The organism is Paenibacillus sp. FSL E2-0177, from assembly GCF_037992975.1.
Taxonomy (GTDB): domain Bacteria; phylum Bacillota; class Bacilli; order Paenibacillales; family Paenibacillaceae; genus Paenibacillus_AQ; species Paenibacillus_AQ odorifer.
Genome location: NZ_CP150307.1, coordinates 1,456,918 through 1,483,511, shown reverse-complemented (window position 1 = coordinate 1,483,511; position 26,594 = coordinate 1,456,918). Strand labels below are relative to the sequence as shown.

Sequence of the window (26,594 nt, the reverse complement as noted above, 5' to 3'; positions counted from 1 at the left end):
CGACCTTTTCTACATTTCATTTTGAAAAAACTCTAAGAATGCCTTACCGTACTTCCGGTATTTCACTTCCCCAACACCCTTTACCCTCAGCATTTCCGCTTCGGTCTGCGGGCAAACCACACTCATCTCACGCAGCGTGGCATCATTAAAAATAATGTACGACGGCACATGCTCGCGTCCTGCCAATTCACGCCGGATAAGACGCAGCTGCTCAAAGACAGTCTCATTGACGGCTGATGGCGACAGGTCATGCCCCCGGCTACGAACTCTCGTACCGGATGTTGTACCTGTCCGCGAAGGCCGTGCCACACGCTGCATCACCTCACGCTGTCCGCGCAGGACCTCAGCAGCCAGAGGCTGAAGCCGTACTACAGGGTACTGACCTTCCGACAAGGCAAGATACCCTTCTGAGATGAGCACATTGATACTCTCTGAGATTTCCTTCTCCGTCCGGCTCGACATCGCCCCATGTGTGGGCAGCTTATCGAAGCCGTACTGCATCACCTTTTGATTGCGAGAGCCTTTCAGCACAGATGCCACCAACGCTACACCATAACGCTCCCGCATGCGGTGGATGCAGGAGAAGATCTTTTGCGCATCGACGGTCATATCCACTAGCTCTCGTTCATCCGTACATGAGCTGCAGATACCACATGGCTTGTCCCCATGCTCTTCCCCGAAATAATCCAGCTGGGCACTGCGCAAGCAGCGGGTAGTATAGCAATAATCAATCATTTGCTGAAGCTTGCGATATTCGTTAGCTTTACGGTCAGTATCCTGTGGATTCTGCTCGATCAGGAACTTTTGCGTCATAATATCCTGCGCACTAAACAGCAATATACATTCACTCGGCTCCCCGTCACGTCCAGCACGACCTGCTTCCTGAACATAGGCTTCCATATTTTTGGGCATATTGTAGTGAATTACGTACCGGACATTGGATTTATCAATCCCCATCCCAAAGGCATTCGTAGCCACCATGACCCGGATATCGTCATAGAGGAACCCTTCCTGGCTATCTGCCCGCTCCTGGTCGTTCATACCCGCATGATAGCGACCTGCCGCTATGCCCGAAGCTTGCAGCCTCTGATACAGATCATCTACTTCTTTGCGGGTTGCCGCATATACAATCCCCGGCTGGTGAGAATGCGTAGCCGCATAATCCATAACGAACTCCCGCTTGTTCTCTCCCCGCAGCACGGACATTGCCAGATTATCTCTTCCTAGCCCCGTCATGAAAATACCCGGCTCGCGCAAGCGCAGCAGCCGGACCATATCCTCCATAACCTCCGGCGTCGCCGTGGCGGTAAATGCTGCCAGGATCGGACGTTCAGGCAGCTCATCTACAAATGGAGATACCGACAGATAACTTGTCCGAAAATCATGTCCCCACTGGGATACACAGTGCGCTTCATCAACAGCCACGCAGGAAATAGACAGCTCAGCCATTTCCAGACGGAACCAGTCCAGCTCAAGTCTTTCGGGCGCAACATAGAGCAGCTTCAAATCGCCCCGCCGGGCAGCCCGAATCCGCTCATTCACTTCTTTTCCGCTTAACGTGCTATTAATAAAGGCTGCCGGAATACCCGCAGTAGTTAACGCATCCACCTGGTCCTTCATTAGCGAGATCAGTGGTGATATCACCAGTGTCAGCCCTGGCAGGAGCAGTGCAGGAACCTGATAACAGATCGATTTCCCGCCACCCGTAGGGAGGATTCCCAGTGTGTCGCGTCCTTCCAGCAAGTTCTGAACAATCTTTTTCTGGCCATCCCGAAAGTCTGGATAACCGTAATATTTTTGCAGCTCAGCCTGCGCCTGTTCAATAGTAGGTGCTTGCATCTTCATATCTCTCATAACTCCTTAGGCGTTTCTATCTTTAGTTTAGCGGTCAATGGTGTAATGAGCAACACTTCTTAACTATCATCACCCTGTTCTTCTTTTGAAAAATTTACATAAAAGGTCTTCTTTTAAGCCAAGCTTTAATAAGCGTGATTTCATAGAAAGGTGGAGCGACCGTGCAAAATTGGAAACAAAAATATACCTCCTTTAAACAAAAGCCTGCACGTAACGAGTTCTCTGCCCAGGACAATCGTCCAGTAAAGCCATTGGATTCCAGCCTGAAGAGCAATATAAGCTTCATTCGACAAGTCTTTGGAGAAGACAGCGACCTTATTGTCCGTAACTTCAAGGTATACGGTAGATATGATGCGGCTATTATCTTTTTTTCTTCTGTGGTGGACCAGAATCAAATTCAGAACTATGTTTTAAAGCCATTAATGAATGTTTCCTCCGACCACTCAGAAATTCCAAAAGATCTAAAGGATTTACCTGATTACATCTGGAGTATGACGGTACAAGTCACACAAGGTAACCGCACTAAGGACCTAAATACTCTAGTCTCCGTCTTGTTGGATGGAAATGTAGTTCTAATCATAGATGGAATGGATCAGGCACTTTACTTCAATCTGCGTAAAATTGAGCATCGTAGCATTGAGCAACCTCAAACTGAACAAGTTATACGCGGTTCGCGTGATGGGTTTATAGAGAATTTAGAATCCAACATCTCTTTGCTTCGCTATCGACTACAAACGCCGGATTTTCGTGTAGTAACTGCCCCTCTTGGCGTACGGACGCGCTCAAAAGTAGCTGTTTGTTATATCGAAGGAATAGCCGATCCAGGGCTAGTTCAAAAGGTGATGAAGAGATTATCAGCAATAAATGTAGACGGCATCCTTGATGCGGGGTATATCGAGCAATTTATAGAGGATCATCCCCTTTCCCCGTTTCCACAGGTTCAGCCAACCGAACGTCCGGATAAATCTATAGCCTCTTTATTAGAAGGACGAGTCATCATCCTTGTAGATGGCTCACCTTTCTGCCTCATCGTCCCGGCACTTTTCAACCAATTCTTTCAGACGATGGATGACTATACGGAACGTTTTATCGTAGGAAGCCTCCTAAGAATGATCCGCCTGATCGCATTATTATTTTCCCTTTTCTTCCCTGCCTTATATGTATCCATTATCTCTTTCAATCCTGAGCTACTGCCGACAGAGTTCGCCGTAGCAATAACAGGTGCAAGAGCTGGCGTACCCTTTCCAGCCGTATTGGAAGTTCTGATTATGGAAGTCTTCATGGAGGTGCTGCGCGAAGCAACCATTCGCCTACCGCAAATGATTGGCGGGGCTCTTTCTATTGTAGGTGTGCTTGTCATTGGTCAGGCAGCCGTAGCAGCAGGTCTGGCGAGTCCAACTACCGTAGTTGTTGTCGCTATAACGACCATAGGGTCTTTTGCCACACCCGCTTACAATGCCGCAATCTCTTCAAGAATGCTTAGATTTCCATTGATCATATTGGCAGGCTGCTTTGGCCTGTACGGAGTAATGCTGGGCACTATTGTTATTATCAACCACTTATTATTCCTGGAATCTTTTGGCGTTCCCTACATGACCCCCTTTGTCCCTACGATATGGAAGGACCTTAAGGATAGTATCGTTCGGGTACCTTTATGGTGGATGCGAAGCCGCCCAAGCTTTCTTAATACACCTGATCCTGATCTTCTTGCTAAGGATATTCCGAAAATGCATACCGATCTGATTTTTAAGGAGAAAAGTGAAGCTGATGAATAGTAACCGCCCCATAACAACGATCCAAGTCATGGCTGTAATCGTCAGTACGATTATAGGAATAGGAATCTTAAGTATTCCTCGTTATATGGCTGAAGCCGGAGACAGTGGTGCACCGCTCGTGACTGCTTCTGGTGTACCTGTTGCTTTTTTGGGTTGCTGGTTTACAGCAGCTGTCTGCCGAAAATTCCCGAACGAAACGTTGTTCGTATTCAGCCGCCGCCTTCTCGGAACTGGGCTAGCGGATATTTTCTCCATTTTTATTTCTTTGTTTTTTGCTTTCTCTGCCGGGATCACCATGCGCCAATTCGGAGAAGTATGTGTTGCGGTTGTCTTTAAAAAGACACCCATCGAAGCAGTAATTCTCTTAATGCTCCTACTGGTTGCCTTATCAATCCGAAGAAATATTGTGAAATTCACTTATGTTCATGTTTTCTATTTACCTTTTATTCTATTATCTGTTATAGCAATTGCCTTGGTAGCTATGAAAAATGTTGACGTTCTAAACTTGCTACCCCTCACCGGAAATCACACCACCTTTTCAAGCTTTTCCAAAGGAACGATTACGTCCGCTGGCCTTTATCAGGGCACATTTGTCATCATCCTGCTGGTTCCTTTAATGAAAAAACCTCAACAGATCCTTAAAGCAGGCACTGTTGCGCTTTGTATCATTGGATTCATTTATGTAATGATCGTTTGGGTCACTTTAGGCATGTTTGGAGCTCAAGAAACCAAAGTACTTTCCTATCCAACCTTAGAAGCAGCTCGCTCCATATCCATCGGCGCAGGACTTTTAGAACGGTTTGATGCTCTTTTTATAATAATTTGGGTGGTTTCTATATTCACTTCCATCTTTACGAACTACTACTTAGCTGCATACTCTCTGCAACAAGTGCTGCGGCACAAAGATCACCGCCTAATATCCAGCTTCTTACTTCCACTTATCATCACTTTTTCACTTTTGCCGAGAAATATATTTCAGGTCTATTCATTTGCTAGCATTACAGCGATAATCGGTTTGATTTTTTTGACCTTCTATCCTCTTTTATTATGGTTAGTCTCTCTAATCCGAAATAAAGGAGCCATTTCTCATGAATAAAAAAATTTACAAGCGTGTAGTTCTTATATTTATTCTCTCACTCATGTCTGGCTTACTCTCAGGGTGCTGGGACCAGCTTGAAATAGAAGACCGTGCATTGGTACTAGGGTTATCCATTGATTCCGTCCCTCCAGACAGCAAAATAAATGATGATCAAACCACTCATCTTAAAAGCGCAAATATTAACCTTCCCAAAATCCGTGTGACCGCCCAAATTGCGGTTCCGGGAAGAGTTCCACTCGGACCAGGCAGTGGGGGGGAAGGCGGAGGCGTGAATCAAAATCCAGTATGGGTCGTAGAAGTGTACGGGTACACCTTAGATGACGCCATGAACAATTTACAGCAGCAAATTTCTGATCCACGTTATCTAATTCATTTACGAGTGATTATTATTAGTGAGGACATAGCAAAAAAAAGCATGAATGACTTAAATGATTATTTGCGGCGAAATCCAGAAGTTCGTCGCCGGACCTGGCTGCTAGTATCCGAAGGGGAGGCTGCTAAATTTATGAATATTAATCCTCCGCTGCAGCGAGTGCCGACCCTTTACATCCTCTCCACCATGGAAAAAGCAGTAACATCAGGAAAATTCCCCGCTGATTATATAGGTGTATTCTGGTCAGCAGAATCCAAATGGGGCGAAAGTGGTTATCTGCCTTACGTCTCATTACATCAGGAAGACAATATCATGATTAAAGGCCTAGCTTACTTTAGTGGTGGAGTGATGGTCGGATCGACGATTCCGATTGAGATTGGCGCATATATGTCCATGAAGGGCATTAATCCCGGGGGATACTCCGATCTTTTTTATGCTGATGAATTCGGTCCGGTGATGCTCAAGGTCAACGACCGGTTCACGAGGGTGAAGGTCCATTTCAAAGAGGGCAAACCTCACATCACTTATAACCTCACTTTAGAGGCGGCTCTAGATGAGCATTTACGTAGTGATATCCCTATCGATTCCAGCCGTTCTTTAGAAAAGATTGAAGATATTTTTCAAAAGAGAGTGATCGGTATTTTCAACCACCTTATCGAAGAAACTCAAAAAGCGCATTCCGATGTCTTTGGCATGGGTGAATATATTCGTGCATATGCTCCCTCCTACTGGAAAGCCAATATTCGTGACAAACATGACTGGGAGCAGCAGTATTCCAATCTCAGTATTGAAGTTAAGTTGAAAACTCACATCGACAGAGTAGGTCTTAAACAAAATTAAATGACGTTTATGGGAGGCTCTACTATGCTCTATCACCAGCTAACCTACGTAATTGTTGCGCTGCTGATCTCCAGTGTTCTGTTGCTTACTGTGGATACTAAAATATATGCAGTCAATGCCATGCACCGGGAAAAGAAATATGCCCGCATATTAGGCTGGGTATATCTCGGTTTATTCCTGCTTCTTGGATTAGCCCAGCTGTTCTATTTATGAGCATTTACAAACCAAACCAGCAAGCCTGCCCTCTCCATAGTATTTCTTCACAGCCCATGGTATATTGAGGAGTACAATATTAAAGGACGGAGAATGCATCCATGAACTCAAGAAGAAATCCTAAAGAAACAGCCAAAAGAGGTACTCGTTCTCACAGCAAGCCTACTGGCAAGCTTAACCATAAAACTAAAACAACCGCAGCACCCAAGTCTTTTACTGTAAACGAACCTTCTGAACTGTTGCCCTTCTTACTCACCCACGTCACGGGTCGCGGACGAAATGCGATTAAATCCATCCTATCGCGTGGACAAGTGTCGGTGAATGATAAGGTAGTTACACAGCATAATTTCCAACTGCATCCGGGTCAAAACGTTACTATTGATCAAGAGAAGCCTGTACAAACAGCAGAGATGATCGGACTTAAAATCGTTCATGAGGATGAAGATCTGATTATTGTTCAAAAGGATGCTGGACTGCTATCTATCGCCACTGCGGAAGAAAATGAATTGACGGCTTACCGCCAGCTTATGGAGCATGTCCGTGTTAGCAATCCAAAAAATCGGATTTTTGTCGTACACCGTTTGGACAGAGATACTTCAGGCGTAATGATGTTTGCCAAAAGCGAACGGATTCAGCAGGCATTACAAACTACGTGGAAAGATACTGTGAAGGAACGTTCTTACGTAGCGCTCGTCGAAGGCGCAGTTAAAAGACCTGAAGGCAAGATAAGCTCTTGGCTCAAAGAAACCTCAACCCTTAAAATGTATTCCAGTCCTCATGAAGGCGATGGACTACATGCAATTACACATTATAAGCTTATTCAGGCTAACCGCCATTTTTCCTTGCTAGAGGTCAAGCTCGAAACCGGACGAAAAAATCAGATTCGGGTGCACATGGCAGATATCGGCCACCCTATCGCAGGTGACAAGAAATATGGGGCAGAGACCAAAACGGTAGGAAGACTTGGCCTACATGCTCGAGTGCTCTCTTTTATTCATCCAACCACTGGAGAACTGATGACCTTTGAGAGCCCGATTCCGAAGACGTTCCTGAAATATACTGCGCCTGCGCCTACAAACTAAGAATTGAACGTATACCCACGACTGACGAGCCTTCCCGCTTATGGGAAGCCGTAACTTCTACACAAGATGCCCGGTCCATTTGGTCCTGGGCGTCTTTTTTTAACTTCCTATCACATCATGTTACAATATAAATAAACAAAGAAGGTGCCCTTATTGTTCCATCCTACTGTTTTCGATAATATTAAGATCGCCTTTGAGAACCAGATTTATGACTACGATAATTTAGACGGAATACTGGTGGTTACGGATCGCTCCGACCTTCTGAATATGGCGCTGATGTCCAGAGAGTTCAGTCTCTCCTTCCAATTAACTGCAGGCAGGAAAGTAACCGCCGAAATCCTGCTCACTTCGACCACGAAAGATCTCAGCGATGAAATCATGGAGGTTCCTAATACGGATCCCGGCTGTAATCTTTCACTTCGTTTTTATATGGAAGTCGAAGATATTCCTAACGAATGTCAGGCGATAGACAGTATTCTAAAAGCGATCTGGGGACCTGATTTCCAGCCTGTGCAATCTTTAAGCTTCATATATGGCCAGGAAAGTGAAACTTACAATAACTGCATCGAGCTGCAATTCAAAAGACAACTTACAGAAGAACAAATGGAGGACATTCCAAACCTGCTAAGCCACCTGCTGCAAAGTGCGGAAGAACTGGAATCCTTCACGGTATAATTCCTACTTTTTAACGTTCGAACTATGGGAAAAGAGGTGTGCATGAAATGAAATTCCTGCCTGCTACCAAAAGTAAAAGTTGGTTTCTCTGGATGACCGTTTATGCCATTCTGCTATGGCTTCTTTTCCCTCTGCACCGATTTGTGATGCTGGCCCAAGAAATGGATACCACACTCTTACTGCGCTTTGCTCTTTTTTCCGTAGTAGTGGCAGGCATCGTCAACACTTTAGGCTGGCTCGGAGCACGTCTGCTCTGGGTATTTAGTACGGCGGGAATAATCATAGGCGCTGCATTTATGCTGGGCTACACCTACAAAGAGATGTCCGGTTGGGAGGATCTCGCAGGCTTCCTCGCATTTTCCCTATTTTCATGTGCCGGATTTGCACTGGGTTTATTAGCGGAAGGTATTCGTCTGCTGTATACGCGAGCATCGAAGTCTTGAATGGAAGAGGTGAAACGCTGTTGTCCAATTCTTTTCTAACCAAAAATGCATTGTCCCATTCTTTAAAAGAACTAATGGAGCATACACCGCTCAATAAAATTACTGTTAAACAACTAGTGGACCATTGCGGACTAAACAGACAAACCTTCTATTATCATTTTCAGGATATATTTGATTTGCTAGGTTGGATCTATAAGACTGAGGCTGTCGAAAGCCTCGCCCAGTATCGCAGCTACAGCACTTGGACGGACGGTTTTTATAGAATCTTCTGCTATATTGAGCGGAATAAATCCTTTTGCTGTAACACGCTAAATTCACTAGGCAGAAATCACCTGGATGCATATCTTTACGAGGTAACAAACGATCTCATCATGGGGGTTATAAACGAGCTGTCCTCCGGGATGGAGGTTTGCGAAGAAGACAAGCATTTTATAGCCAATTTCTATACGCTCGCCTTCACAGGCCTAATCATTCAGTGGATGAGAGAAGGCATGAAGGAACAACCGCACCATATGATTGAGAAGCTAAGTGATCTAATTGAAGGAAATTTTCTGAAAGCTTTACACAAATATGAGAACCATCCGTTGTAACCTTTGGTTGCAGCGGTTTTTTTTGTCTAAAAACTAGACAGATCACCCATAATGACAAAAATCCAGACACTCTAAAGAGTTTGATTATACCTTCAAAATAGGAGTTGGTTTACATTAAGAGTGTGATTATTTAAACAACTACTTGGAGGCGACCATTGTGAAAAAAGAGTACGGTAATAGACAGGTTTATTTTGTCGGTGGCGGAATTGCATCCCTAGCGGGCGCTGCTTACCTGGTCAGAGACTGTGATTTTCCGGGACAAAACATTCACATTATTGAAGAGATGAAGATTCTTGGTGGTAGCAATGACGGCGCAGGTGACGCTGAACATGGTTACGTTGTCCGCGGCGGCCGTATGCTCAACGATGAAGCTTATGAAAATCTCTGGGAACTATTAACAACGATTCCTTCTGTCGACCGTCCGGGGTTGTCTGTGCGGGATGAAATTATTGCTTTTGATACCGCTAATCCAACACACTCAAACGCCAGACTAGTAAATAAAGACGGCAAAGTAGAAGATGTATTGTCCATGGGTTTTGATATGGCTGATCGTCTCGCTATGGGCAAGCTGATTATTACACCAGAAGATAAAATGGGGAAAGCGCGTATCAACGACTGGTTCGCCCCTCACTTTTTCACAACAAACTTCTGGTATATGTGGGCTACTACTTTTGCATTCCAACCTTGGCACAGCGCTGTAGAGTTTAAAAGATATATGCTCCGTTTCTTCCATGAATTCCCAAGAATTCAAACGCTGGAAGGTGTAACCCGCACTCCTTATAACCAATATGATTCCATCATTCTGCCTTTGCACAAATATCTTGAACCATTTGGTGTCGATTTTACACTGAAATGTACAGTGACTGATCTGCAGTTCAAAAAAGGTGACGGAATTACCGTAACCCAAATGAATGTAGTGCGCGAAGGTGTCAAAGATGTGATTGATGTAAAAGAAGATGATCTCGTGATTATCACAAACGGTTCTATGACCGAAGGCTCCAGCCTTGGTTCTATGACTTCTGCTCCACGCCTTAACGGCAAGGGAAGCTCGTGGAAATTATGGGAAAACATCGCTTCCAAGAAACCAAGTCTTGGCAATCCTTCTTCGTTCGATGATCATGTAGACGGTTCGAAATGGGAGTCCTTTACTGTAACTTTCCATGACTCCAAATTCTTCGATCTGATGGAAAATTTCACACGTAACCGTGCCGGCACAGGCGCTTTGGTCACATTCAAGGATTCGAGCTGGTTTATGTCCGTTGTACTGGCCTACCAACCGCATTTCCGCAATCAACCTGAGCATGTTAAAGTGTTCTGGGGTTACGGACTGTATCCAGACAAAGTTGGGGATTTCGTGAAAAAGAGAATGTGTGATTGTACCGGCGAAGAAATCATGCAAGAATTGATCGGTCATCTTCACTTTGAAGAACATAAGGACGAGATCATGGCTACCGCCAACTGTATTCCTTGCATGATGCCTTATATCACTTCACAGTTCATGCCTAGACTCAATAGTGACAGACCAAAAGTTGTCCCTGAGGGTTCCACGAACCTGGCCTTTATTGGACAATTCTGTGAAATTCCAGATGACGTTGTATTCACTGAAGAATACTCCGTGAGAGCAGCGAGAATTGCGGTATATACTCTACTTGGTATCGAACGGCCTATCGAACCAATCAACCAATATCAATATGATGTACGTACACTATTCTCAAGCTTTGTTACATCTTTCAGATAAAACAACAATCAGCAGCGAGCGCTTCCGGATATCGGGAGCGCTTGTTTTTGAGTGTGGGAAGCAACAAAAGAACAGTTTTATCGAAACAAAAAAGAGCTGAGGGCTCCCTCAGCTCTTTTGTTTTACTCGAATCTAAACTTTAAATATTGCAAGATCCATCTGCGCAGCCATCATCGGTGGATACTTCAGAATTCCCCTTACCAACCACTTGTAATGTTGGCCCTGCTTGTTCCTCCGCCCACACAGTATCCAGTACCTCTGTAAATACAGGACCTGGTTGTGCACCAGATAAAGCATATTTATTGTTGAATACAAAGAAAGGTACACCGGTAATATTAAGACGGCTTCCTTCTTCAATATCGCCATTAACCTCATTCGCAAAAGCATCCGTTTCCAGCATTGCCGCAGCTTCCGCTTGATCCAGACCTACTTCAGCAGCGAGTGAAGCCAGTACACTGCGATCTCCAAGATTTAATGAATCCGTAAAGTAGGCGCGCAGCAGACGTTCGGACATTTCTGCGCCTTTTCCCTTTGTGCTTGCAAAATGACTCAGTCGGTGACTGTCAAAAGTGTTGGTATGCTTCACTGTATCAAAATTAAATTCCAAACCCACATCTTTAGCTTGCTCCGCTAGTTGTGCGTTCATTGCTTTTGCTTTTTCGACGGTCATCCCGTATTTGGTAGCCAACAGCTCATGAATACTCTTGTCTGTACTTACCTCTGCATGTGGATCCAATTGAAAGCTACGGAATACTACCTCCACTTGATCACGGTTCGGGAATTGGCTGAGCGCATTCTCCAACCGTCTTTTGCCAATATAACAAAAAGGACATGCATAATCGGACCAGATATCTATTCTCACGAAAAAACCTCCTAATATTATTGATAATTTGTAGCTGTTATATAAGAGCAATAACTAAATATACGTCGCTTACTATTATATAGTTAAAAACTCAAAATTACAAACTTAACTTTTATTAAAATAACATTTATAGACGTGAATGCTAAAGCAAAAAGTAAACGAAAGTGGTATATACGCTCCCCTTCAGGGCAGATAGAATGAAGTTAACACCAGACATTCCGAAGGGAGATCCCCATATGCATGATGTATCTATAGTGATACCTACCCGTAACCGTATAAACGACCTTACAGTGTGCATAGAATCTATAAGCAAGCAGACACAGCTAGAGAATGTCTCCATCGAGCTCTGGATTGTAGATGACGGTGAGATTCCTGTAGAAAGATTAACCTATTATCGTAACATACTGAACAAATTGCCACAGGCTGAGTTTCGATATCATCGTAAGACTAATCCGGGTCTCTGGCTCTCCCGTTATGAGTCACTTGGACTAGTAAATGCTGAAATTGTGCTTCATTTAGACGATGATGCAGAATTAGATGATTCCTTATATATTCGACGATTACTTGATACTTATGCAGCGGACGATTCAATTGTCGGTGTAGGCGGGGTTGCTAAAGGCATGCGCAGCAGCAAACCAGGCCGGCTGTTTGGCATGCTGACCGGACAAATGTCCGGATCCCCGGGCAGATTATCCCCAAGCATGTTTGCAGGCTCCCTATTCCTGTGGGGAGAGAAGGAGCAGGTTTTTGAGACAGATTTTTTTCACGGCTGTAATATGTCATTCCGGCGCTCAGCATTACAAGATATGAAACCCTATCCCTGGATGACAAGTTACTCCATTGCCGAAGATATTTACTTGTCCCATTTGGCTAGCCGTTATGGCAAGCTTGTCATTAACCCGGCTATGAAAATCATTCATCATGAGTCGCCGGGTTCTCGGGATAAGGCGGGCGTTGTTGCAAGAGCTACTGCCATCAATCATTATTATCTGCTCAACTTACGTAAAGCACCCCCTATGAATTATGCCGCATTGATCTGGACGTTAACCTGTCTGACAGGCAAAGAAACTCTCAAACGAAATTTCAAAGCCGTTAGCGGTTATGCCAAGGGAATCCTTTTCGTAATGAATCCTCGTAAAAACAAATACCGTGAATACATGCTAGATTAGCTTAATAGTTACCTCTATATCCACAGCGTTGCTCCGAATCAGATTGCGGGGCTTTTTTTTCGTGCAGACGGAGTTGTACCTAAATATGCCATGAAATTAATTTCCATCAACTTCTGATCTAGGGTATGATAGTAATAATGTGTTTTAGAAACTAACTTTATGGATGGTGGAATATGTTCAAGAACAAAAAAACGACGTTGATCCTCGTTGTTATCCTCATCGTCGTCATAGCTGTCGGCGCTTGGCTAATTACTAAAAATAAGGATGACAAAGCGACGGAAACACCGGGTGGCGCAACAGCTTCAGGAAAAGGCGAAGCCAAGTCACTCTCACAGACCTTTTATATCTATGACACGGTCGTGAATATCAAAGTGTTCGGAGAAAATGTAGCCCAAAAAAATATGGATGATATCCAGCAAATGCTGGAGCGAATGGATATGGAGCTTAGCCGTACAAAAGAAGGCGGCGAGGTTTACGCAGTCAATCAAGCAGCAGGAAAAGAAGCGGTTGTCGTTTCGGACGAGACCTTAGATGTTGTAAAACAATCGGTGCAATATGCAAAAGAAATGGACGGGCTATTCGATCCCACGATTGGTCCGCTGATCGACCTCTGGAACATCGGTAGTGGCGGGGATAAAGTCCCTGATCCAGTAGCTATCGATGCAGCCAAGAGCCTAACCAATTACAGGGACGTTGAAATTGACGAAGCTGCTAAGACCGTGAAGCTATTGAAGGAAAATATGGTACTGGATCTTGGAGGTATCGGCAAAGGGTATGCTGCTGACCGTATCGCTGATTATTTAAAAGAGCAAGGCCTTAACAGTGCAATGATCAACCTCGGTGGCAGCAGTATTATTGCGTTAGGTACGAAACCAAACGGAACGGATTGGAATATTGGTCTGCAAGACCCTGACCAAAGCCGCGGCACACAGCTAGGAACGATTAAAATCGCGGATGAGGTCATCGATGCTTCTGGTGTTTATGAACGTTATTTTATGCAAGACAATGTTCGTTACCACCATATTCTTGATCCACGCACAGGTTATCCTTCTCAGAACGGTCTCAAAAGCTTGACCATTATGAGCCCTAATGCAACAGATGCGGACGCTTTGTCCACTGGGGTGTTCTTGATGGGGATCGAAGAAGGTATGAAATATCTGGAGTCGTTACCTGAAGATGTAGAAGCTTTCTTTATTACCGATGACAACAAAATCTACGCCACACCAGGCATTAAAGAAAGAATGAATCTGACTGACCCTACGTACAGCTTCGCTGATTAAATGAAATAGAGCTTGCCCCCATAAAGCCATTATTGGCTTTGGGAGGCAAGCTCTTTTGTTGTGGATAAAGGTTCTTTGGCGTGGCTGAGGGATATTCATCGCCCAGCAGCCTGATAATCAGGGAATTCCTCCCTAAAAATCACCCGAATATGGCTATAACCGTGCTTATTTAGGTTTTATTAGGGAGGAATTCCCCAATAACCTCAATTTCGCGCTTTAATCGATTAATTTCAGGGAGGTTTTCCCTAATTAATTCCCGATCAAGATTTTTGCAGCACCAAAGGCAACTCGCTAAATTCCTTATAATTCGTGAAAATATAACTAGGCTTATGATCCGTAGCCGGCTGTCTGCCTCTCGGATTATACCAGCAGACCTTCCAGCCAGCCGCAAGCGCTCCTACTACATCGTTAGCCCAGGTATCACCTATATAAAGTGAATGGTCTGGTGAAGTGCCAGACTTCTGATTCACATGCAAAAAGAGTTGCGGATCTGGTTTGGCCAGACCTACAGCGTCAGAAATAAAAATCATCTCCTCGGGGATCATCTGATCCAGACCTAATCCGCGAATCTTTTTCATTTGATGATCTTTGGGTCCATTCGTAATGATGCCTACTTTATGACCAGCAGCAATGAACCTTTCCAATTGCTCCCGGACTCCATCTATCATTTGAATGGTGTACTGACGGCCAATGTAAGCCGCTTGTACCGCCGTGGCTTGATCACGATCGAGCTGTAAACCATACTCTGCAAAAGCAAGCTCCAATCGGCGTACCCTAGTCTCCTCCAACGGAATTTCTCCACGTAAATACATAGGCCATAATACATCACTATGATGTCTTACTTTATAAAATAATTCCGCAAAGTCCAGACTGCTCTCATCCGGTTTAAGTACTTGACGCACCGCTTCTTTAAAAGGAATCAAATGATCATATAAGGTATCATCAAGGTCAAAAAAGATTGCCAGCTTATTACTTGTATCCACTTTAACGCCCCTTACTCGTCTTTCTCTCTAGCTTTAGAAAAAAAGGTTATAGGTATAAAAATCATCATCCCGAATGTAGCCATGCGCTTCATATAAACGCTGTGCCCCCACATTCGCCGTCATTGTTGTCAGGGACAAGCCCTTCGTATTCGTTGCGAGCGCATGAGCTCTGGCACTTTCCAGCAGCTTGGAGCCGAGCCCATGACCTCGCAGTTCCGTAGTTACATATAGATCATTCAATATCCAGAGACGCTCCATAGAGACCGATGAAAAAGAGGGATAGAGCTGGGTGAAGCCCCACGCTCGTTTCTCCTCGCCTTCTCCCTCCACCGCAATAAAGATTACCGAATCGTTCAGCTTCAATCGATCTGATAAAAAAGCACGTGCACCATCCAGATCAGAGACTGCCCCATAAAATACCCGATACTCATCAAACAATGGGATAAGCCGTTCCAAATCATCATAGATCACACGTTCAATACGATAGTTGTTCATCCTCAACGCTCACTTTCCGGCTTGGGCCGTTTTAACGTTATTGTATATTTCAGCCGTACCGTGCACCATGGAGAGAACGCCAGATCATTTGGACAATTATTCTTATTCTTTGGAATCGTAGAACACATGGCGGGCACTTACTTTACCCTCTTCGATATCCAAAATTCCGAAGGAATACAGTTTCTCACGTCGTTTATCTGTTGGCGATCCTGGATTAAAGAGCAGAATCCCATTCTCTTCCCGCAATAAAGGCTGATGCGAATGTCCAAAAAGAATACAATCCACCTTATCGTTCGCAAAAGCAAGCAGCGCATTCCCGTCCGTTCCTTTGCGGGAGTGTGGCGTATGACCATGGACCATTCCGATCCGGACTCCCTCAAGCGTTAGCAGCTTACGCTCCCCGAAACGCTCGATGATCTCTATTCCATCGTTATTCCCAGCAATCCCTTCCACTGGAGCCAATTCAGCCAACAAATCGTAGATTCCCATACTCACCCAATCTCCAAGATGCAGAATCAAGTCTACATTCCGGAATTCAGCAACAAGTGCTTTGGGCAGAGACTTAGCCATTCTTGTCATATGTGTATCTGATACCACGCCTACTTTCATATAACTCAGCTCCTAATCTATCATACTCATCTCATATTCAAATAATTGTACGATTTGCTTAAACGAGAAGCAAGTTCTGTGACTTCTCCCACACAGAAAAGCCGGGTACACCCCACTAACACAGGGCATATCCGGCTGCCATAAAGTAATTCCAAAGAAATCATTTATGCTTACTACCTTCTACAGTATTTAGCATCCCAACTCAGTTCTCTCTATCCTGCCAATTCCATAATCTTACTTCTTCAACATGAATATTACTGACCCATTTTTCTTCCTTTAACTTGAGCAGTTCTTTAACCGGACCGGTTACGACAGCTCCATACAGCCTAACTCCGTTCTTCTCCAGATAACTAATGGAGTCATCCAGATCAATAAACGGAATTACCTTGTTGGCGATCGATTTATGCTCCTGCATTAAGTGCAGTGTCTTAAGGAAGTTCGCATTACGAAGTTCACCATCCCCATATGAGTCAACAGATGGAGAAACACTCGTGCGGCTAGTCACCCCTCCAAACCAACCCCACTTTTTCTTTGACTCTTGTGTCACCTTCATATCATCGGCATGCCAGATGGGCGTACTTGGAAATCCTAAGGGATCATTTATTACTGGCTCTTGTGTCCTTGGACCTGTATCTGCTGCGAACCATAAAAGCTCAAGATTTTTATGCTGAAACTTCTTCAATAGCTCATCTGTCGTAAAAAATTGTTCAAAAGACAAATAGGCTTCTCCTACCGTACCTTCAGGGAGCTTTTCTAGTTTTTCCCACTCACTGCTGTCATCCATCCTATTTTCTGCAGACTGGTTCTCAGTGGGATAGATAAAGTAATTACCTGTCCCACTGCGTTCATATGTCCATGAATAACTATATATTCTGGGCCAGCCTAATAGAAACTTCATCGAATAATCTCCAACATTAATCCGCGCATCACCAATTTGTTTTATTATTTCACCCTGCAGATTCATACTAAAAAACGGTCCGGAATCGCTACTCAAATGGACGATTGTATTCGGCTGTGAAACAGCAATTGCGGAAGAAACGACATCACGGTAAGTCTCTCCTCTTTCTCCAGTGCCATAAAATACCGCTGTGATGATACTGCTGACGATCAAAAAAATCAAAAATGCAGAAATCACCGTCAAAGTATTTGATATACGTGCTTTCCACTTGCCCCGGCGGATGATCTTTTTTTCTTTGCCGGGTCTGTTTCTTTTACCCTTTCCGAATTTTATGCTCTTCTCCTCTTCTGAAGCCGGCTTTTCTTCGCCCATCAGTTCATCCAGATAGGCCTGGTAAGCTTCCATCTTCTCTAGCTCACGTTCAACCTCATCCCTATCCTCATCAGCAAGAGTGCCTTCGCCATACCTTCTTAACTTCTCCTTAAACTCTTCACTCATGTTCATTTCTCCTCCGCTCTGCCTCACGCAGCTTCTGTCTGGCCCGAAAGATCAATATCTTATATTGGGACAAGCCCACATCCATAATGTCCGATGCTTCCCGATAACTCAGCCCATGAAAATCATGCAGCAGCAGTGCATTTCTCTGATTGTCCGGTAGCTCACCTACTGCTATCCTCATCTCTTCCCAACGTTCCTGATGAAGCAGTGTGCTTTCTGTGGTATCTGGATGAGCAAGCTTTTTGAAATAATCCTCACTCTGAACTGTACTGCGGCCTTCCTTTCGCTTGTAATCTACGAAGGCGTTATAAGCGACACGGAACAACCATGGCTTAATCTTCTCTTCTTTACAATCCTCCAAATGTAGATAAGCGCGATAAAAGGTTTCTTGCATCAAATCTTCAGCCGCATAATGATCACCACAAAGGGAGCGCAAATAGCGGTAAATATCCATCACATACATCTGATATATTTCATCCAATGACTTTCGCTTCATGCACTCCCCCCTTAACCTAACCACGTATCCCAGCCTGAAAAGTTACAGATAAATTTAGCAACTAGTATGAATATACCAGTAATTCCATGGAAAAAAGCGAAAAAAGCCTGCTGGCAAGGAGTATTACTCCTGCCAACAGGCTTTTTAATTCACCAAGTTACTCAGCTTACAGAACAACTTCAACTTCTTTGAGCATTTCGCTAACGGATATTAAACCGCCACCGGACAAATACCAGTAGTTAGGATCCAAGTAGATGATTTTACCATTTTTAAAGGCATTTGTGTTCTTCACTAGATCGTTTTCAACTGCTTTTTTAGCTGAGCCGGCTTCGCCGCCATCACTCTTCACAGCCGCATCTCTGTCCACTACAAACAGATAATCCGGATTCTTATCCGCTACATATTCGTAGGATACGCTTTGTCCGTGAGTGGATACTTCAATTTTATCATCAGCCTGTGCAAATCCGAACACATCATGGATAATCCCAAAACGGGAACCTGCACCGTAAGCACTGATTTTTCCTTCATTCGCAAGAATAACAAGTGCTTTTTTGCCATCAGCTGTTGCCTTCGTATTCAAAGCTTTGATGGAATCATTGATAGTCGCAAGCTCAGTTTCTACTTCTGCTTCTTTTCCAAAAATTTGACCCAGCATTTTCACGTTATTCGTAAAAGATTCCATGTAGTTTGCATTATCTACAGCCACATACAGAGTAGGTGCAATTTTGCTGAATTCTTCATAAGAATCCTGTTGTCTGCCGGAAATGATGATCAGGTCCGGAGAAAGACTGTTTATTTTTTCGAAGTCAGGCTCTTTCAAACCCCCAACATTCTCATATTTAGAATCGTTATATTTAGAGAGATAAGCCGGTACATTACTTTGAGGCACTCCAGTCACCTCTACACCCAGTTTATCCAGCGTATCCAGTGTACCGAAGTCAAAAACAACCACTTTTTGCGGATTGCTTTTGATAGTTGTTTCGCCAAGCGCATGCTTGAAAGTAAGCTCTATCGGTGCTGTAGTTGCTTCCGTTGTTGGTGCAGTAGTAGCCTCCGAATTGCCTGCCGCTGCTGTGTTGTTATTTGAAGTTGCTGCATTATTGGAGCCACAAGCCGCCAAGATTACCGCAAGAAATACTGTCATAATCAGTAAAGATAAGTTCTTCTTCAATGTATTCACCCCTAATTTTTATAGTGAAGCTATTTGAATTATTCGCGTATGCGTTAAGAAGCTGGCGCCTTTCACTTCTTACGTTACGTCATAATAATATCCGCATAGTAATAGTTACCTTTTTAGAAATAGACACCGATTTTTCGGCCTCCTATAGTTTCAATAGGAATGTCCATGTCATATACCTCTTTAAGAACTGCAGAATCTATAATTTCATCCGCTGTACCCGAGGAAGCTACTCTTCCATTTTTAAGCGCAACAATGTAGTCAGAGTAACAAGATGCAAAGTTAATATCGTGGATAACGAGCACAATCGTCTTCCCCTTCTCGTCCACCAAACGGCGAAGCACCTTCATAATTTGGACGGAATGCTTCATATCAAGGTTGTTGAGCGGTTCATCGAGCAGAATGTACTCTGTATCCTGAGCCATAACCATGGCAATATATGCCCGCTGGCGTTGTCCTCCACTGAGCTGATCAATATATTTATCCTGCATCTCTTGGAGATCCATGTAAGCAATCGCTTCGTCAACGAACGCCCGATCCTCCGGACTCAGCTTCCCCTGTGAATACGGGAATCTCCCAAAAGAAACGAGCTCCTTCACAGTGAGACGTACGCTAATATGATTGGACTGCTTTAACACCGATATTTTACGAGCAAGCTCATTACTTTTGCAGGTACCGATTTCCTTACCTTCGATCAGCACCTCTCCCGCGTCTTTGGAGATAAGTCTGCTGATCATGGAGAGCAGTGTACTTTTACCCGCACCATTTGGTCCGATAAACGAGGTGATTGCGCCTTTTTTGATGGACAAGGACACATCATCAACGACGGTTACTCCGCCATAACGTTTGGTTAAATTTTTAACTTCTACCACGACTTATTCTCCTTTAACAGCAGATAGACGAAGTAGACGCCGCCTGCAAAATTGATAATCACACTAACCGTAGTATTGAATCCAAAAACACGTTCGACCAGGAACTGCCCGCCGACAAGCGCAACAATGCTCAGCAGAATCGTTCCAGGAATCAGATAGGCATGCTTATAGGTACGGAACAGCTGGTGTCCCACATTAGCTACCAACAAACCTAAGAAAGTAATTGGTCCGACTAGAGCCGTCGAGATCGAAACGTAGATAGATACAATAACTAGCAGCCTTTTGACCACATAGTCATAATTGATGCCCAGATTAATGGCTTCATCTTTTCCAAGCGAAATAACATCCAAATACTTAACAAATCGCAAGAAATACAACGTAGTTAGCGTCAGAACAATGGTGGAAAGAATCAATAGGTCACTGCTGACATTGTTGAAGCTGGCAAACATTTTCCCCTGTAGAATCAGGAATTCGTTCGGATCAATAAGCACTTCCATAAAAGAAGACGCGCTCTGGAACATCGTCCCCATGATTAGCCCTACCAGCAGCAGGAAATAAATATTTTGTCCTTCCCTACGGAACATTAGCTTATACAATACGCCTGAAAACAGGACCATGAGACACGCAGAGAACAAGAAGTTGATGTTTTTATTCATAAAGGTCATATTCGATGAACCTAAGGCATATACACCGAACGTCTGGATTAACATGTACAGGGAATCGAGCCCGAGAATACTTGGTGTCAAAATACGATTGTTCGTGATGCTCTGAAAAACTACGGTAGAGACAGCTATCACAGCTCCGGTAATCAGAATAGCCGCCAGCTTTCTTCCCCGGCTGGGCAGAACGTAGTCCCAATTTCCCAAAGCATGATACGTCATAAACAAGACGATGAGGGCGACAGCACTTATAGATAATATAGTTAGTTTTGTCTTCATCTCTAGTTCGCCTTTCTTCTCATCAGCAAGTAGATAAACAGACCACTACCGATGACGCCTACCGTGAGACTGATTGATATTTCATATGGATAGATAATGAGCCTGCCCAGAATATCGCAGAACAGGAGGAACACCGCTCCGAGAATGGCTGTATGCGCCAGACTTTTTTTGAGGTTATCTCCTATGTACAACGTTACAATGTTAGGTACTACCAGACCCAGAAATGGAATCGTACCTACGGTTAAAATGACAACAGAAGAGATTAACGCTACAATTACCAATCCCACGTTGACAACCGCTTTGTAATTCATGCCAAGATTAACGGAGAAATCCTCGCCCATACCGGCTACCGTAAATTTATTAGCGAAGAGATACGCCAGGATGACAAGTGGAATGCTGATATAAATTAATTCGTATTGGCCTTTGATAATCGTTGAGAAATCTCCAAGCATCCAAGACGAGATATTCTGAATCAAATCATTTTTATACGCAAAAAATGTTGTAATCGAACCTACAATGTTTCCGAACATGAGTCCGACCAGCGGGATAAAAATACTATCCTTGAACTTGATCCGATCCAGGATTCTCATAAAAATAAAGGTGCCCAATAGTGCAAAAACAAAAGCAACCAGCAATTTCTGCATTGGCGTTGCGCCTGTGAATAACATGAGGGATACGAGAATACCAAATTTTGCGGAATCCATCGTTCCGGCCGTAGTCGGGGAGACGAATTTATTGCGTGACAGCTGTTGCATAATTAATCCGGCAATACTCATGCTGACTCCAGCGATAATCAATGCGGCTAACCGGGGAATCCGGCTTACCAGCAAGGTCTGTGCTTGAGATTCCGTAAGATGAAAGAGATCTAATGGGGATATATCTTTAACGCCTATAAACAAAGATATAAATGAAAATACTATTAGAAGTAGGGACAAATATTTTAGTTTCATGAGTTGTTCCTTATCTGTTTAATAGTTTACAAATGCGCTTTTATGATAATGATTTTCATTCGCAATGTTTTAAATTATACCTAAGCCCACTTTGAGGGTCAACCCTTTCATATACTTAAATTTAAAATAATTAAGACTTAGGCTTATCTGCTTAAGTTACCTAAAAAAAGACACCCTAACGGGTGCCTCTTTAATCTCTGCCATATTTTTAGCGCTAAACTATAGGATTTATTTATATTTCTTCCAATCCTGATTACTGTTCTCCAGCAGATGTGCAAAATCATTATCCAACCGCTTCTGCTCAGCCTTCCGCTGATCTTCCACTGCCTTACGGGCAGCTTCTTTACGGTCATTTTCCTCCGCTTTCAACGCATCAGATTGCGCCTTCAGCTTTCCTAGAACATCACTGCTTAGCAGATCTTTTAACGTAGCAGGGCCATCATTCGTAGCGGCTCTTGGTGTGGTAGGCATTTTCTTTTTTTTAGCCACTGTCCATCATCCTTTCTAGTACTGAATTAAATTGGAATTTGTTTAAGTTATTGGTCTTTTCGTTTATAATGTTTACTAAGAGGTGAGCCCTATGAAGTCCAATGATTTATGTCCCCGGCTACAAAAAAGTATGGATATTATCGGCAGGCGTTGGACTGGTTTAATTATCTACCAGCTCCTTCAAGGACCCCAACGTTTCAATGTAATTGAAGCGGCATTACCCATCAGTGGAAGACTGCTCTCCGAACGGCTCAAAGAGCTGGAACAGGAAGGGATCGTTCTTCGAGAAGTGTTCCCAGAGACCCCCGTGCGGATCCAATATTCTTTGACGGATAAAGGTCTTGCTCTGGAATCAGTCATCCGAGACTTACAGAGTTGGTCCAAAGAATGGGTCGATTGTGACACCGATAATCTAAATTCAACTCTCAAAATGTAAGCGTTTTATCTGAGGCATTAGATTTTAAGGCCGACAATGACTAAATCACGCTCTATACCGTCAAGTTCAGCCACACCAGGCAGCATTCCCCATTCTTCAAAACCAAACTTTTTCAGTAAACCAAGGCTTGGATCATTATGTCCAAACACAAAGCCGACTAGATTCTTAATTCCGAGACTAGGGGCTTTCTCAATGGCCTCTGTCAGAAGAATTCTGCCCGCACCACCACCACGGAACTTTTCATTCACGTATACACTGATTTCTGCTGTTGCATTATACGCTGGACGACCATAGAAGGATTGAAAACTGAACCATGCAGCAATTTCATCTCCTTGCTTCAGTACCCATAAGGGACGGTGATGGCTATTATGCTCAAGAAACCATTTCTCCCGATCTGCAACAGTAACGGGTTCCAGATCTGCAGTTACCATCCTCCCAGCAATCGTTGAGTTATAAATATCTACAATAGCTGCTAAGTCTGCAGATGTTGCATCTTCAATTCTGCTGTTCTCCCAATTCATCCCTTAATTCCTCCAAATGTGTTAATTAACTCAGGCCGACCTGCTCCTGGCTCCATTGCCACAGCCGTTCGGCCTCTATTGTATTCTGCGCTCTGGGAGACAGTTGTTTAATCTTTCTTCGATAATAATATTGACCGGTTACCTCTCCAAGATCGGGATCTGTAGCCAAATAAATCGCTGTATCGGCACCTTGTTCAGGTGTTAAGAAAAAGTATGAGAGTAACTTAAGTACCGACTTGCCAAAACCAGTCTCCCGGTTTACACCTATATTCGTCCCCACTGCTCCTGGATGCAGGCAATTCACCGTCACCCTTGTTCCGTGAAGACGCGAAGCCAGCTCCCGCGTGAACAGAATATTGGCTAGCTTGGATCGGGCATAGGCTTTTGCAGGATTAAAACGGCGAGCGAGGGTTGGATCTTCATAATGGAGCGCACCTATCTTGTAAGCACCGGAGGCAACCACAATGATACGGCCTTGCTCTGCTGCCTGCAACGACTCAAGTAACAGATTGGTAAGTAGAAAATGCCCCAAATGATTTACGCCAAGATCCATCTCAAAGCCGTCCTTCGTAAGCTGACGCTTAATCGTGACTACCCCGGCGTTATTGATAAGTATGTCTAGCATAGGATATTTCGAAGTGAATTCCTCAGCAAAGCTGCGAATGCTCTCAAGTGAAGCCAGATCACACAACATGAGCTCGATATCCTCGGAGTGGCTCTTTTGTTTGGCGGCAGCAAGTGCTTCTTCTCCCCGCTGGCGATTACGGCAAACCATAATAACTTTAGCTCCCTTGCGAGCCAGTTCAACTGTTGTGGCTAGCCCCATACCGGAATTCGCTCCGGTAACAAGTGCGATTGTTCCTCTCATTGCAAGAATCACTCCTCTCTCAACAACCGTACCCGAATAAGCTTCAGCCTAACCTTAGGAGAAGTATATTTAAAGATATGTTACACCAACTAGTAGGGTTAAGAAAAGCTTCATGTCATGATTAGCCAACGATAGTTATAGTTCGTCAGGTGCGTCTGGTCTATTTTTGATCTATAATAGGAATATTGCAGTTCTAATCGTGAAGTTGAAAGGGGAACACCAACTATGAATAATGCTCTGACAAGCCTAGAGCAGCAAATGGCGGGCGAAGGTCTGGATGCCCTGCTCGTAACAGATCCTAAGCATGTCTACTACTTAACCGGCTTCGCCAGCGATCCGCATGAACGTTTTCTGGGTCTGCTGCTGATACGCGGAGAAGAGCCTATGCTCATTCTGCCTGCATTGGATGCAGAAGCAGCTCAAGCAGCCTCTTCGGTCACCAAAATCCTAACTCACACTGACACTGATAATCCCTATAACCTGCTAAAAGATTGTTTCGGCAGCAGTAAGCTAGGTACTCTCGGCATAGAAAAAGAACATTTCTCAGTAGCCCGTTTTGAGCACCTAACCGCTGCTGTTCCAGCTGAAAGGTTTAGTGATATTGGTCCATTGCTGCGCAGCATGCGCTCCAAAAAGACCCCGGATGAAGTTAAGCGCATGAAACATGCCGCTGAGCTAGTTGAGGAAGCCTTGCGCCGCGTTCTTACCCACGTAAAAACAGGCGTTACAGAAAACGATCTAGTAGCGGAGCTAGAATATCTAATGAAAAAGGTTGGCGCTTCCGGCCCTTCCTTCGACACTATGGTGCTTTCTGGTCCGAAAACTGCCCTGCCTCACGGTGTTCCGGGCAACCGGGTCATTCAACCCGGCGACTTCCTGATGTTTGATATCGGGGTGTATGCCGATGGTTATGCTTCTGATATTACACGTACCTTTGCTATTGAATCCGTGGACGACAAGCTAGTCACTATCTATAACACTGTGCTGGCTGCCAACGAAGCTGGGATCGCTGCCTCCAATCCTGGAGCACCTTTCGGCTCAGTCGACAAAGCTGCACGTGATGTGATTGAAGAAGCTGGATTCGGAGAATATTTCTTACACCGTGTCGGACACGGACTGGGCATGGATGTTCATGAATATCCATCACTTCACGGACAGAACGACGACATTATCGAAATCGGCAATGTGTTCACCGTTGAGCCAGGAATTTATGTGCCTGGACTAGCGGGTGTACGTATCGAAGATGATCTGATTATTACAGCTGAAGGTGCAGAGACCTTAACAAGCTTCCCTAAGGAACTGACTATTCTTCATTTGTAGAAAAGAATTACAAGCCATAGCCAAAAACACAGAGCAGCGATTCCTCCAATAAAGAGAGAATCGCCGCTCTGTGTTTTTTTAAATTCAAACCTGTGTTCCCCACATCCCGCGAACCAACTTAGCCTCTTTCACCATCCTGCCGATCAGCTCCGCGACTGTAGGAATATCTTGGATCATTCCTGTCACTTGACCTGCCCAGCCGATGCCCTCTTCTTTGATATCACCATAGATCCAGCGCTTGTTGGCTGCACCACTGATATACTCTTTTAATGCTTCATAGGTCGGTGTCACGCGCTCGATTTCAAGAATTTGATCAATGTAGTCACTACGTAACACTCGTGCGGGTGCTCCAATAGAACGTTTGATTACAACCGTATCCGACTCTGAGCTTTCTACTAAAGCTTTTTTATAAGAAGCGGCCGCATGAACACATTCCACTGTAGCAACGAAACGAGTGCCCATTTCGATTCCTTCAGCCCCAAGTGCATGAGCAGCCATCCATCCACGGCCATCTCCGATCCCTCCGGAAGCAATCACAGGAATATTAACCGCATCAACCACTTGGGGAACGAGCACCATGGTTCCAACATCGTCACGCCCTAAGTGGCCCCCTCCCTCATGCCCAACAACAATAACCGCAGAAGCCCCTAATTGTTCAGCTTTTTGGGCTTGTCTGCGTGAGGAGACGAGCACGAGTGTTTTAATATCGGTGGGCTGTAACATTTCCAGTATAGGGGCTGGATTCCCTCCAGTGAGGCTCACCACGGGAACCTGCTCTTCGATGGCGACCTGCACCCGATCTTCATAACCAATCCCATGCATGCCGATAGCAAAATTAACACCAAATGGTTTGTCCGTTAGTGTTCGTACCCGACGTATTTCTGCACGTAAGGCCTCCGCATCCGGAAGACTCATTGCTGTGACCTGACCCAGTCCACCGATATTTGAAACCGCAGCCGCAAGGTCTGCATAACCTAAATAAGCAAGTCCTCCTTGAATAATAGGATATTCTATGTGCAATAACTCCGTAATACGGGTGTTCCATTTCATC

General features: G+C 44.4%; 28 protein-coding genes. 13 read left to right on the top strand and 15 right to left on the bottom strand.

Annotation, left to right across the window (positions count from 1 at the left end; all coding sequences use genetic code 11):
- Nucleotides 1–9: 9 nt before the first annotated feature.
- Nucleotides 10–1,845 (bottom strand): DNA helicase RecQ, encoded by a 1,836-nt coding sequence (gene recQ / locus MHI25_RS06655; protein ID WP_076137470.1) that lies wholly within the window; start codon nucleotides 1,843–1,845, stop codon nucleotides 10–12.
- Between the two features lie 170 nt (nucleotides 1,846–2,015).
- Here recQ and MHI25_RS06650 point away from each other — a divergent pair, with 170 nt between their 5' ends.
- From MHI25_RS06650 to MHI25_RS06610, 9 genes are all read left to right on the top strand, one after another.
- Nucleotides 2,016–3,629, top strand: coding sequence for a spore germination protein (locus tag MHI25_RS06650; RefSeq protein ID WP_340395144.1), 1,614 nt, complete (start codon nucleotides 2,016–2,018; stop codon nucleotides 3,627–3,629).
- Nucleotides 3,622–4,725: an endospore germination permease gene (locus tag MHI25_RS06645; protein ID WP_340395143.1), complete on the top strand. Its 1,104-nt coding sequence runs from the start codon at nucleotides 3,622–3,624 to the stop codon at nucleotides 4,723–4,725. The genes MHI25_RS06650 and MHI25_RS06645 overlap by 8 nt, the downstream gene beginning before the upstream one ends.
- Complete coding sequence (locus MHI25_RS06640; protein ID WP_340395142.1) at nucleotides 4,718–5,941, top strand: Ger(x)C family spore germination protein; 1,224 nt, start codon at nucleotides 4,718–4,720, stop codon at nucleotides 5,939–5,941. The genes MHI25_RS06645 and MHI25_RS06640 overlap by 8 nt, the downstream gene beginning before the upstream one ends.
- Nucleotides 5,942–5,965: 24 nt before the next feature.
- Nucleotides 5,966–6,154: a CLC_0170 family protein gene (locus MHI25_RS06635; protein ID WP_076219379.1), complete on the top strand. Its 189-nt coding sequence runs from the start codon at nucleotides 5,966–5,968 to the stop codon at nucleotides 6,152–6,154.
- A gap of 101 nt (nucleotides 6,155–6,255) precedes the next feature.
- Entirely contained in the window at nucleotides 6,256–7,236 is a 981-nt protein-coding gene (locus MHI25_RS06630; protein ID WP_076128083.1) for an RluA family pseudouridine synthase, read from the top strand.
- Between the two features lie 153 nt (nucleotides 7,237–7,389).
- Nucleotides 7,390–7,911, top strand: a complete 522-nt coding sequence (locus MHI25_RS06625) for a hypothetical protein (protein WP_076128085.1) — start codon at nucleotides 7,390–7,392, stop codon at nucleotides 7,909–7,911.
- Nucleotides 7,912–7,958: 47 nt separating this feature from the next.
- Nucleotides 7,959–8,354: a hypothetical protein gene (locus tag MHI25_RS06620; RefSeq protein ID WP_076128086.1), complete on the top strand. Its 396-nt coding sequence runs from the start codon at nucleotides 7,959–7,961 to the stop codon at nucleotides 8,352–8,354.
- Complete coding sequence (locus MHI25_RS06615) at nucleotides 8,351–8,944, top strand: TetR/AcrR family transcriptional regulator (RefSeq protein ID WP_232061171.1); 594 nt, start codon at nucleotides 8,351–8,353, stop codon at nucleotides 8,942–8,944. The genes MHI25_RS06620 and MHI25_RS06615 overlap by 4 nt, the downstream gene beginning before the upstream one ends.
- A 157-nt stretch (nucleotides 8,945–9,101) precedes the next feature.
- Nucleotides 9,102–10,682: an oleate hydratase gene (locus tag MHI25_RS06610; RefSeq protein ID WP_076128088.1), complete on the top strand. Its 1,581-nt coding sequence runs from the start codon at nucleotides 9,102–9,104 to the stop codon at nucleotides 10,680–10,682.
- 139 nt (nucleotides 10,683–10,821) lie between these two features.
- On the opposite strand, the gene MHI25_RS06605 is transcribed toward MHI25_RS06610, so the two are convergent.
- Nucleotides 10,822–11,544, bottom strand: a complete 723-nt coding sequence (locus MHI25_RS06605) for a DsbA family oxidoreductase (RefSeq protein ID WP_076142179.1) — start codon at nucleotides 11,542–11,544, stop codon at nucleotides 10,822–10,824.
- A gap of 236 nt (nucleotides 11,545–11,780) precedes the next feature.
- Here MHI25_RS06605 and MHI25_RS06600 point away from each other — a divergent pair, with 236 nt between their 5' ends.
- Together MHI25_RS06600 and MHI25_RS06595 are read left to right on the top strand one after the other, a co-directional pair.
- Nucleotides 11,781–12,713: a glycosyltransferase family 2 protein gene (locus tag MHI25_RS06600; RefSeq protein ID WP_340395141.1), complete on the top strand. Its 933-nt coding sequence runs from the start codon at nucleotides 11,781–11,783 to the stop codon at nucleotides 12,711–12,713.
- Nucleotides 12,714–12,886: 173 nt separating this feature from the next.
- The gene (locus MHI25_RS06595) at nucleotides 12,887–13,993 is read left to right on the top strand and encodes an FAD:protein FMN transferase (protein ID WP_339172054.1); all 1,107 of its coding nucleotides are present in this window, start codon (nucleotides 12,887–12,889) and stop codon (nucleotides 13,991–13,993) included.
- A 260-nt stretch (nucleotides 13,994–14,253) separates the two neighbouring features.
- Here the strand turns inward: MHI25_RS06595 and MHI25_RS06590 are convergent, their stop codons facing one another.
- The 10 genes from MHI25_RS06590 to MHI25_RS06545 all read right to left on the bottom strand — a co-directional run bounded on the left by MHI25_RS06590 (nucleotide 14,254) and on the right by MHI25_RS06545 (nucleotide 22,398).
- Nucleotides 14,254–14,976 (bottom strand): HAD family hydrolase, encoded by a 723-nt coding sequence (locus tag MHI25_RS06590; protein WP_340395140.1) that lies wholly within the window; start codon nucleotides 14,974–14,976, stop codon nucleotides 14,254–14,256.
- Between the two features lie 33 nt (nucleotides 14,977–15,009).
- Complete coding sequence (locus tag MHI25_RS06585) at nucleotides 15,010–15,471, bottom strand: GNAT family N-acetyltransferase (protein ID WP_076185717.1); 462 nt, start codon at nucleotides 15,469–15,471, stop codon at nucleotides 15,010–15,012.
- A 102-nt stretch (nucleotides 15,472–15,573) separates the two neighbouring features.
- Nucleotides 15,574–16,080 (bottom strand): metallophosphoesterase, encoded by a 507-nt coding sequence (locus MHI25_RS06580; protein ID WP_036681852.1) that lies wholly within the window; start codon nucleotides 16,078–16,080, stop codon nucleotides 15,574–15,576.
- Nucleotides 16,081–16,282: 202 nt separating this feature from the next.
- The gene (locus MHI25_RS06575; protein ID WP_076128099.1) at nucleotides 16,283–17,476 is read right to left on the bottom strand and encodes an anti-sigma factor; all 1,194 of its coding nucleotides are present in this window, start codon (nucleotides 17,474–17,476) and stop codon (nucleotides 16,283–16,285) included.
- Complete coding sequence (locus MHI25_RS06570; protein WP_036681849.1) at nucleotides 17,469–17,972, bottom strand: sigma-70 family RNA polymerase sigma factor; 504 nt, start codon at nucleotides 17,970–17,972, stop codon at nucleotides 17,469–17,471. The genes MHI25_RS06575 and MHI25_RS06570 overlap by 8 nt, the downstream gene beginning before the upstream one ends.
- Before the next feature lie 166 nt (nucleotides 17,973–18,138).
- On the bottom strand, nucleotides 18,139–19,143 hold the full coding sequence (locus MHI25_RS06565) for a siderophore ABC transporter substrate-binding protein (protein ID WP_340395139.1): 1,005 nt from the start codon (nucleotides 19,141–19,143) through the stop codon (nucleotides 18,139–18,141).
- A gap of 122 nt (nucleotides 19,144–19,265) precedes the next feature.
- Nucleotides 19,266–20,021: an ABC transporter ATP-binding protein gene (locus tag MHI25_RS06560; RefSeq protein ID WP_036681845.1), complete on the bottom strand. Its 756-nt coding sequence runs from the start codon at nucleotides 20,019–20,021 to the stop codon at nucleotides 19,266–19,268.
- Nucleotides 20,015–20,959, bottom strand: coding sequence for an iron chelate uptake ABC transporter family permease subunit (locus MHI25_RS06555; RefSeq protein WP_036681842.1), 945 nt, complete (start codon nucleotides 20,957–20,959; stop codon nucleotides 20,015–20,017). Before MHI25_RS06555 ends, MHI25_RS06560 begins: the two co-directional genes overlap by 7 nt.
- Before the next feature lie 2 nt (nucleotides 20,960–20,961).
- Complete coding sequence (locus tag MHI25_RS06550) at nucleotides 20,962–21,909, bottom strand: ABC transporter permease (RefSeq protein ID WP_036681839.1); 948 nt, start codon at nucleotides 21,907–21,909, stop codon at nucleotides 20,962–20,964.
- A 228-nt stretch (nucleotides 21,910–22,137) separates the two neighbouring features.
- Complete coding sequence (locus tag MHI25_RS06545) at nucleotides 22,138–22,398, bottom strand: YqkE family protein (RefSeq protein WP_036681837.1); 261 nt, start codon at nucleotides 22,396–22,398, stop codon at nucleotides 22,138–22,140.
- A gap of 91 nt (nucleotides 22,399–22,489) precedes the next feature.
- Between MHI25_RS06545 and MHI25_RS06540 the strand changes: the two genes are divergently transcribed.
- Entirely contained in the window at nucleotides 22,490–22,834 is a 345-nt protein-coding gene (locus MHI25_RS06540) for a helix-turn-helix domain-containing protein (protein WP_076128100.1), read from the top strand.
- A 17-nt stretch (nucleotides 22,835–22,851) separates the two neighbouring features.
- On the opposite strand, the gene MHI25_RS06535 is transcribed toward MHI25_RS06540, so the two are convergent.
- Nucleotides 22,852–23,355: a GNAT family N-acetyltransferase gene (locus tag MHI25_RS06535; protein WP_076128102.1), complete on the bottom strand. Its 504-nt coding sequence runs from the start codon at nucleotides 23,353–23,355 to the stop codon at nucleotides 22,852–22,854.
- Nucleotides 23,356–23,380: 25 nt separating this feature from the next.
- Nucleotides 23,381–24,223 carry an SDR family oxidoreductase gene (locus MHI25_RS06530; RefSeq protein ID WP_340395138.1) on the bottom strand — a complete coding sequence of 281 codons (843 nt, stop codon included), beginning with the start codon at nucleotides 24,221–24,223 and terminating at the stop codon, nucleotides 23,381–23,383.
- 225 nt (nucleotides 24,224–24,448) lie between these two features.
- Between MHI25_RS06530 and MHI25_RS06525 the strand changes: the two genes are divergently transcribed.
- On the top strand, nucleotides 24,449–25,543 hold the full coding sequence (locus tag MHI25_RS06525; RefSeq protein WP_076128106.1) for a Xaa-Pro peptidase family protein: 1,095 nt from the start codon (nucleotides 24,449–24,451) through the stop codon (nucleotides 25,541–25,543).
- An 84-nt stretch (nucleotides 25,544–25,627) separates the two neighbouring features.
- On the opposite strand, the gene MHI25_RS06520 is transcribed toward MHI25_RS06525, so the two are convergent.
- Nucleotides 25,628–26,593 carry a nitronate monooxygenase family protein gene (locus tag MHI25_RS06520; RefSeq protein ID WP_340395137.1) on the bottom strand — a complete coding sequence of 322 codons (966 nt, stop codon included), beginning with the start codon at nucleotides 26,591–26,593 and terminating at the stop codon, nucleotides 25,628–25,630.
- Nucleotide 26,594 lies beyond the last annotated feature (1 nt).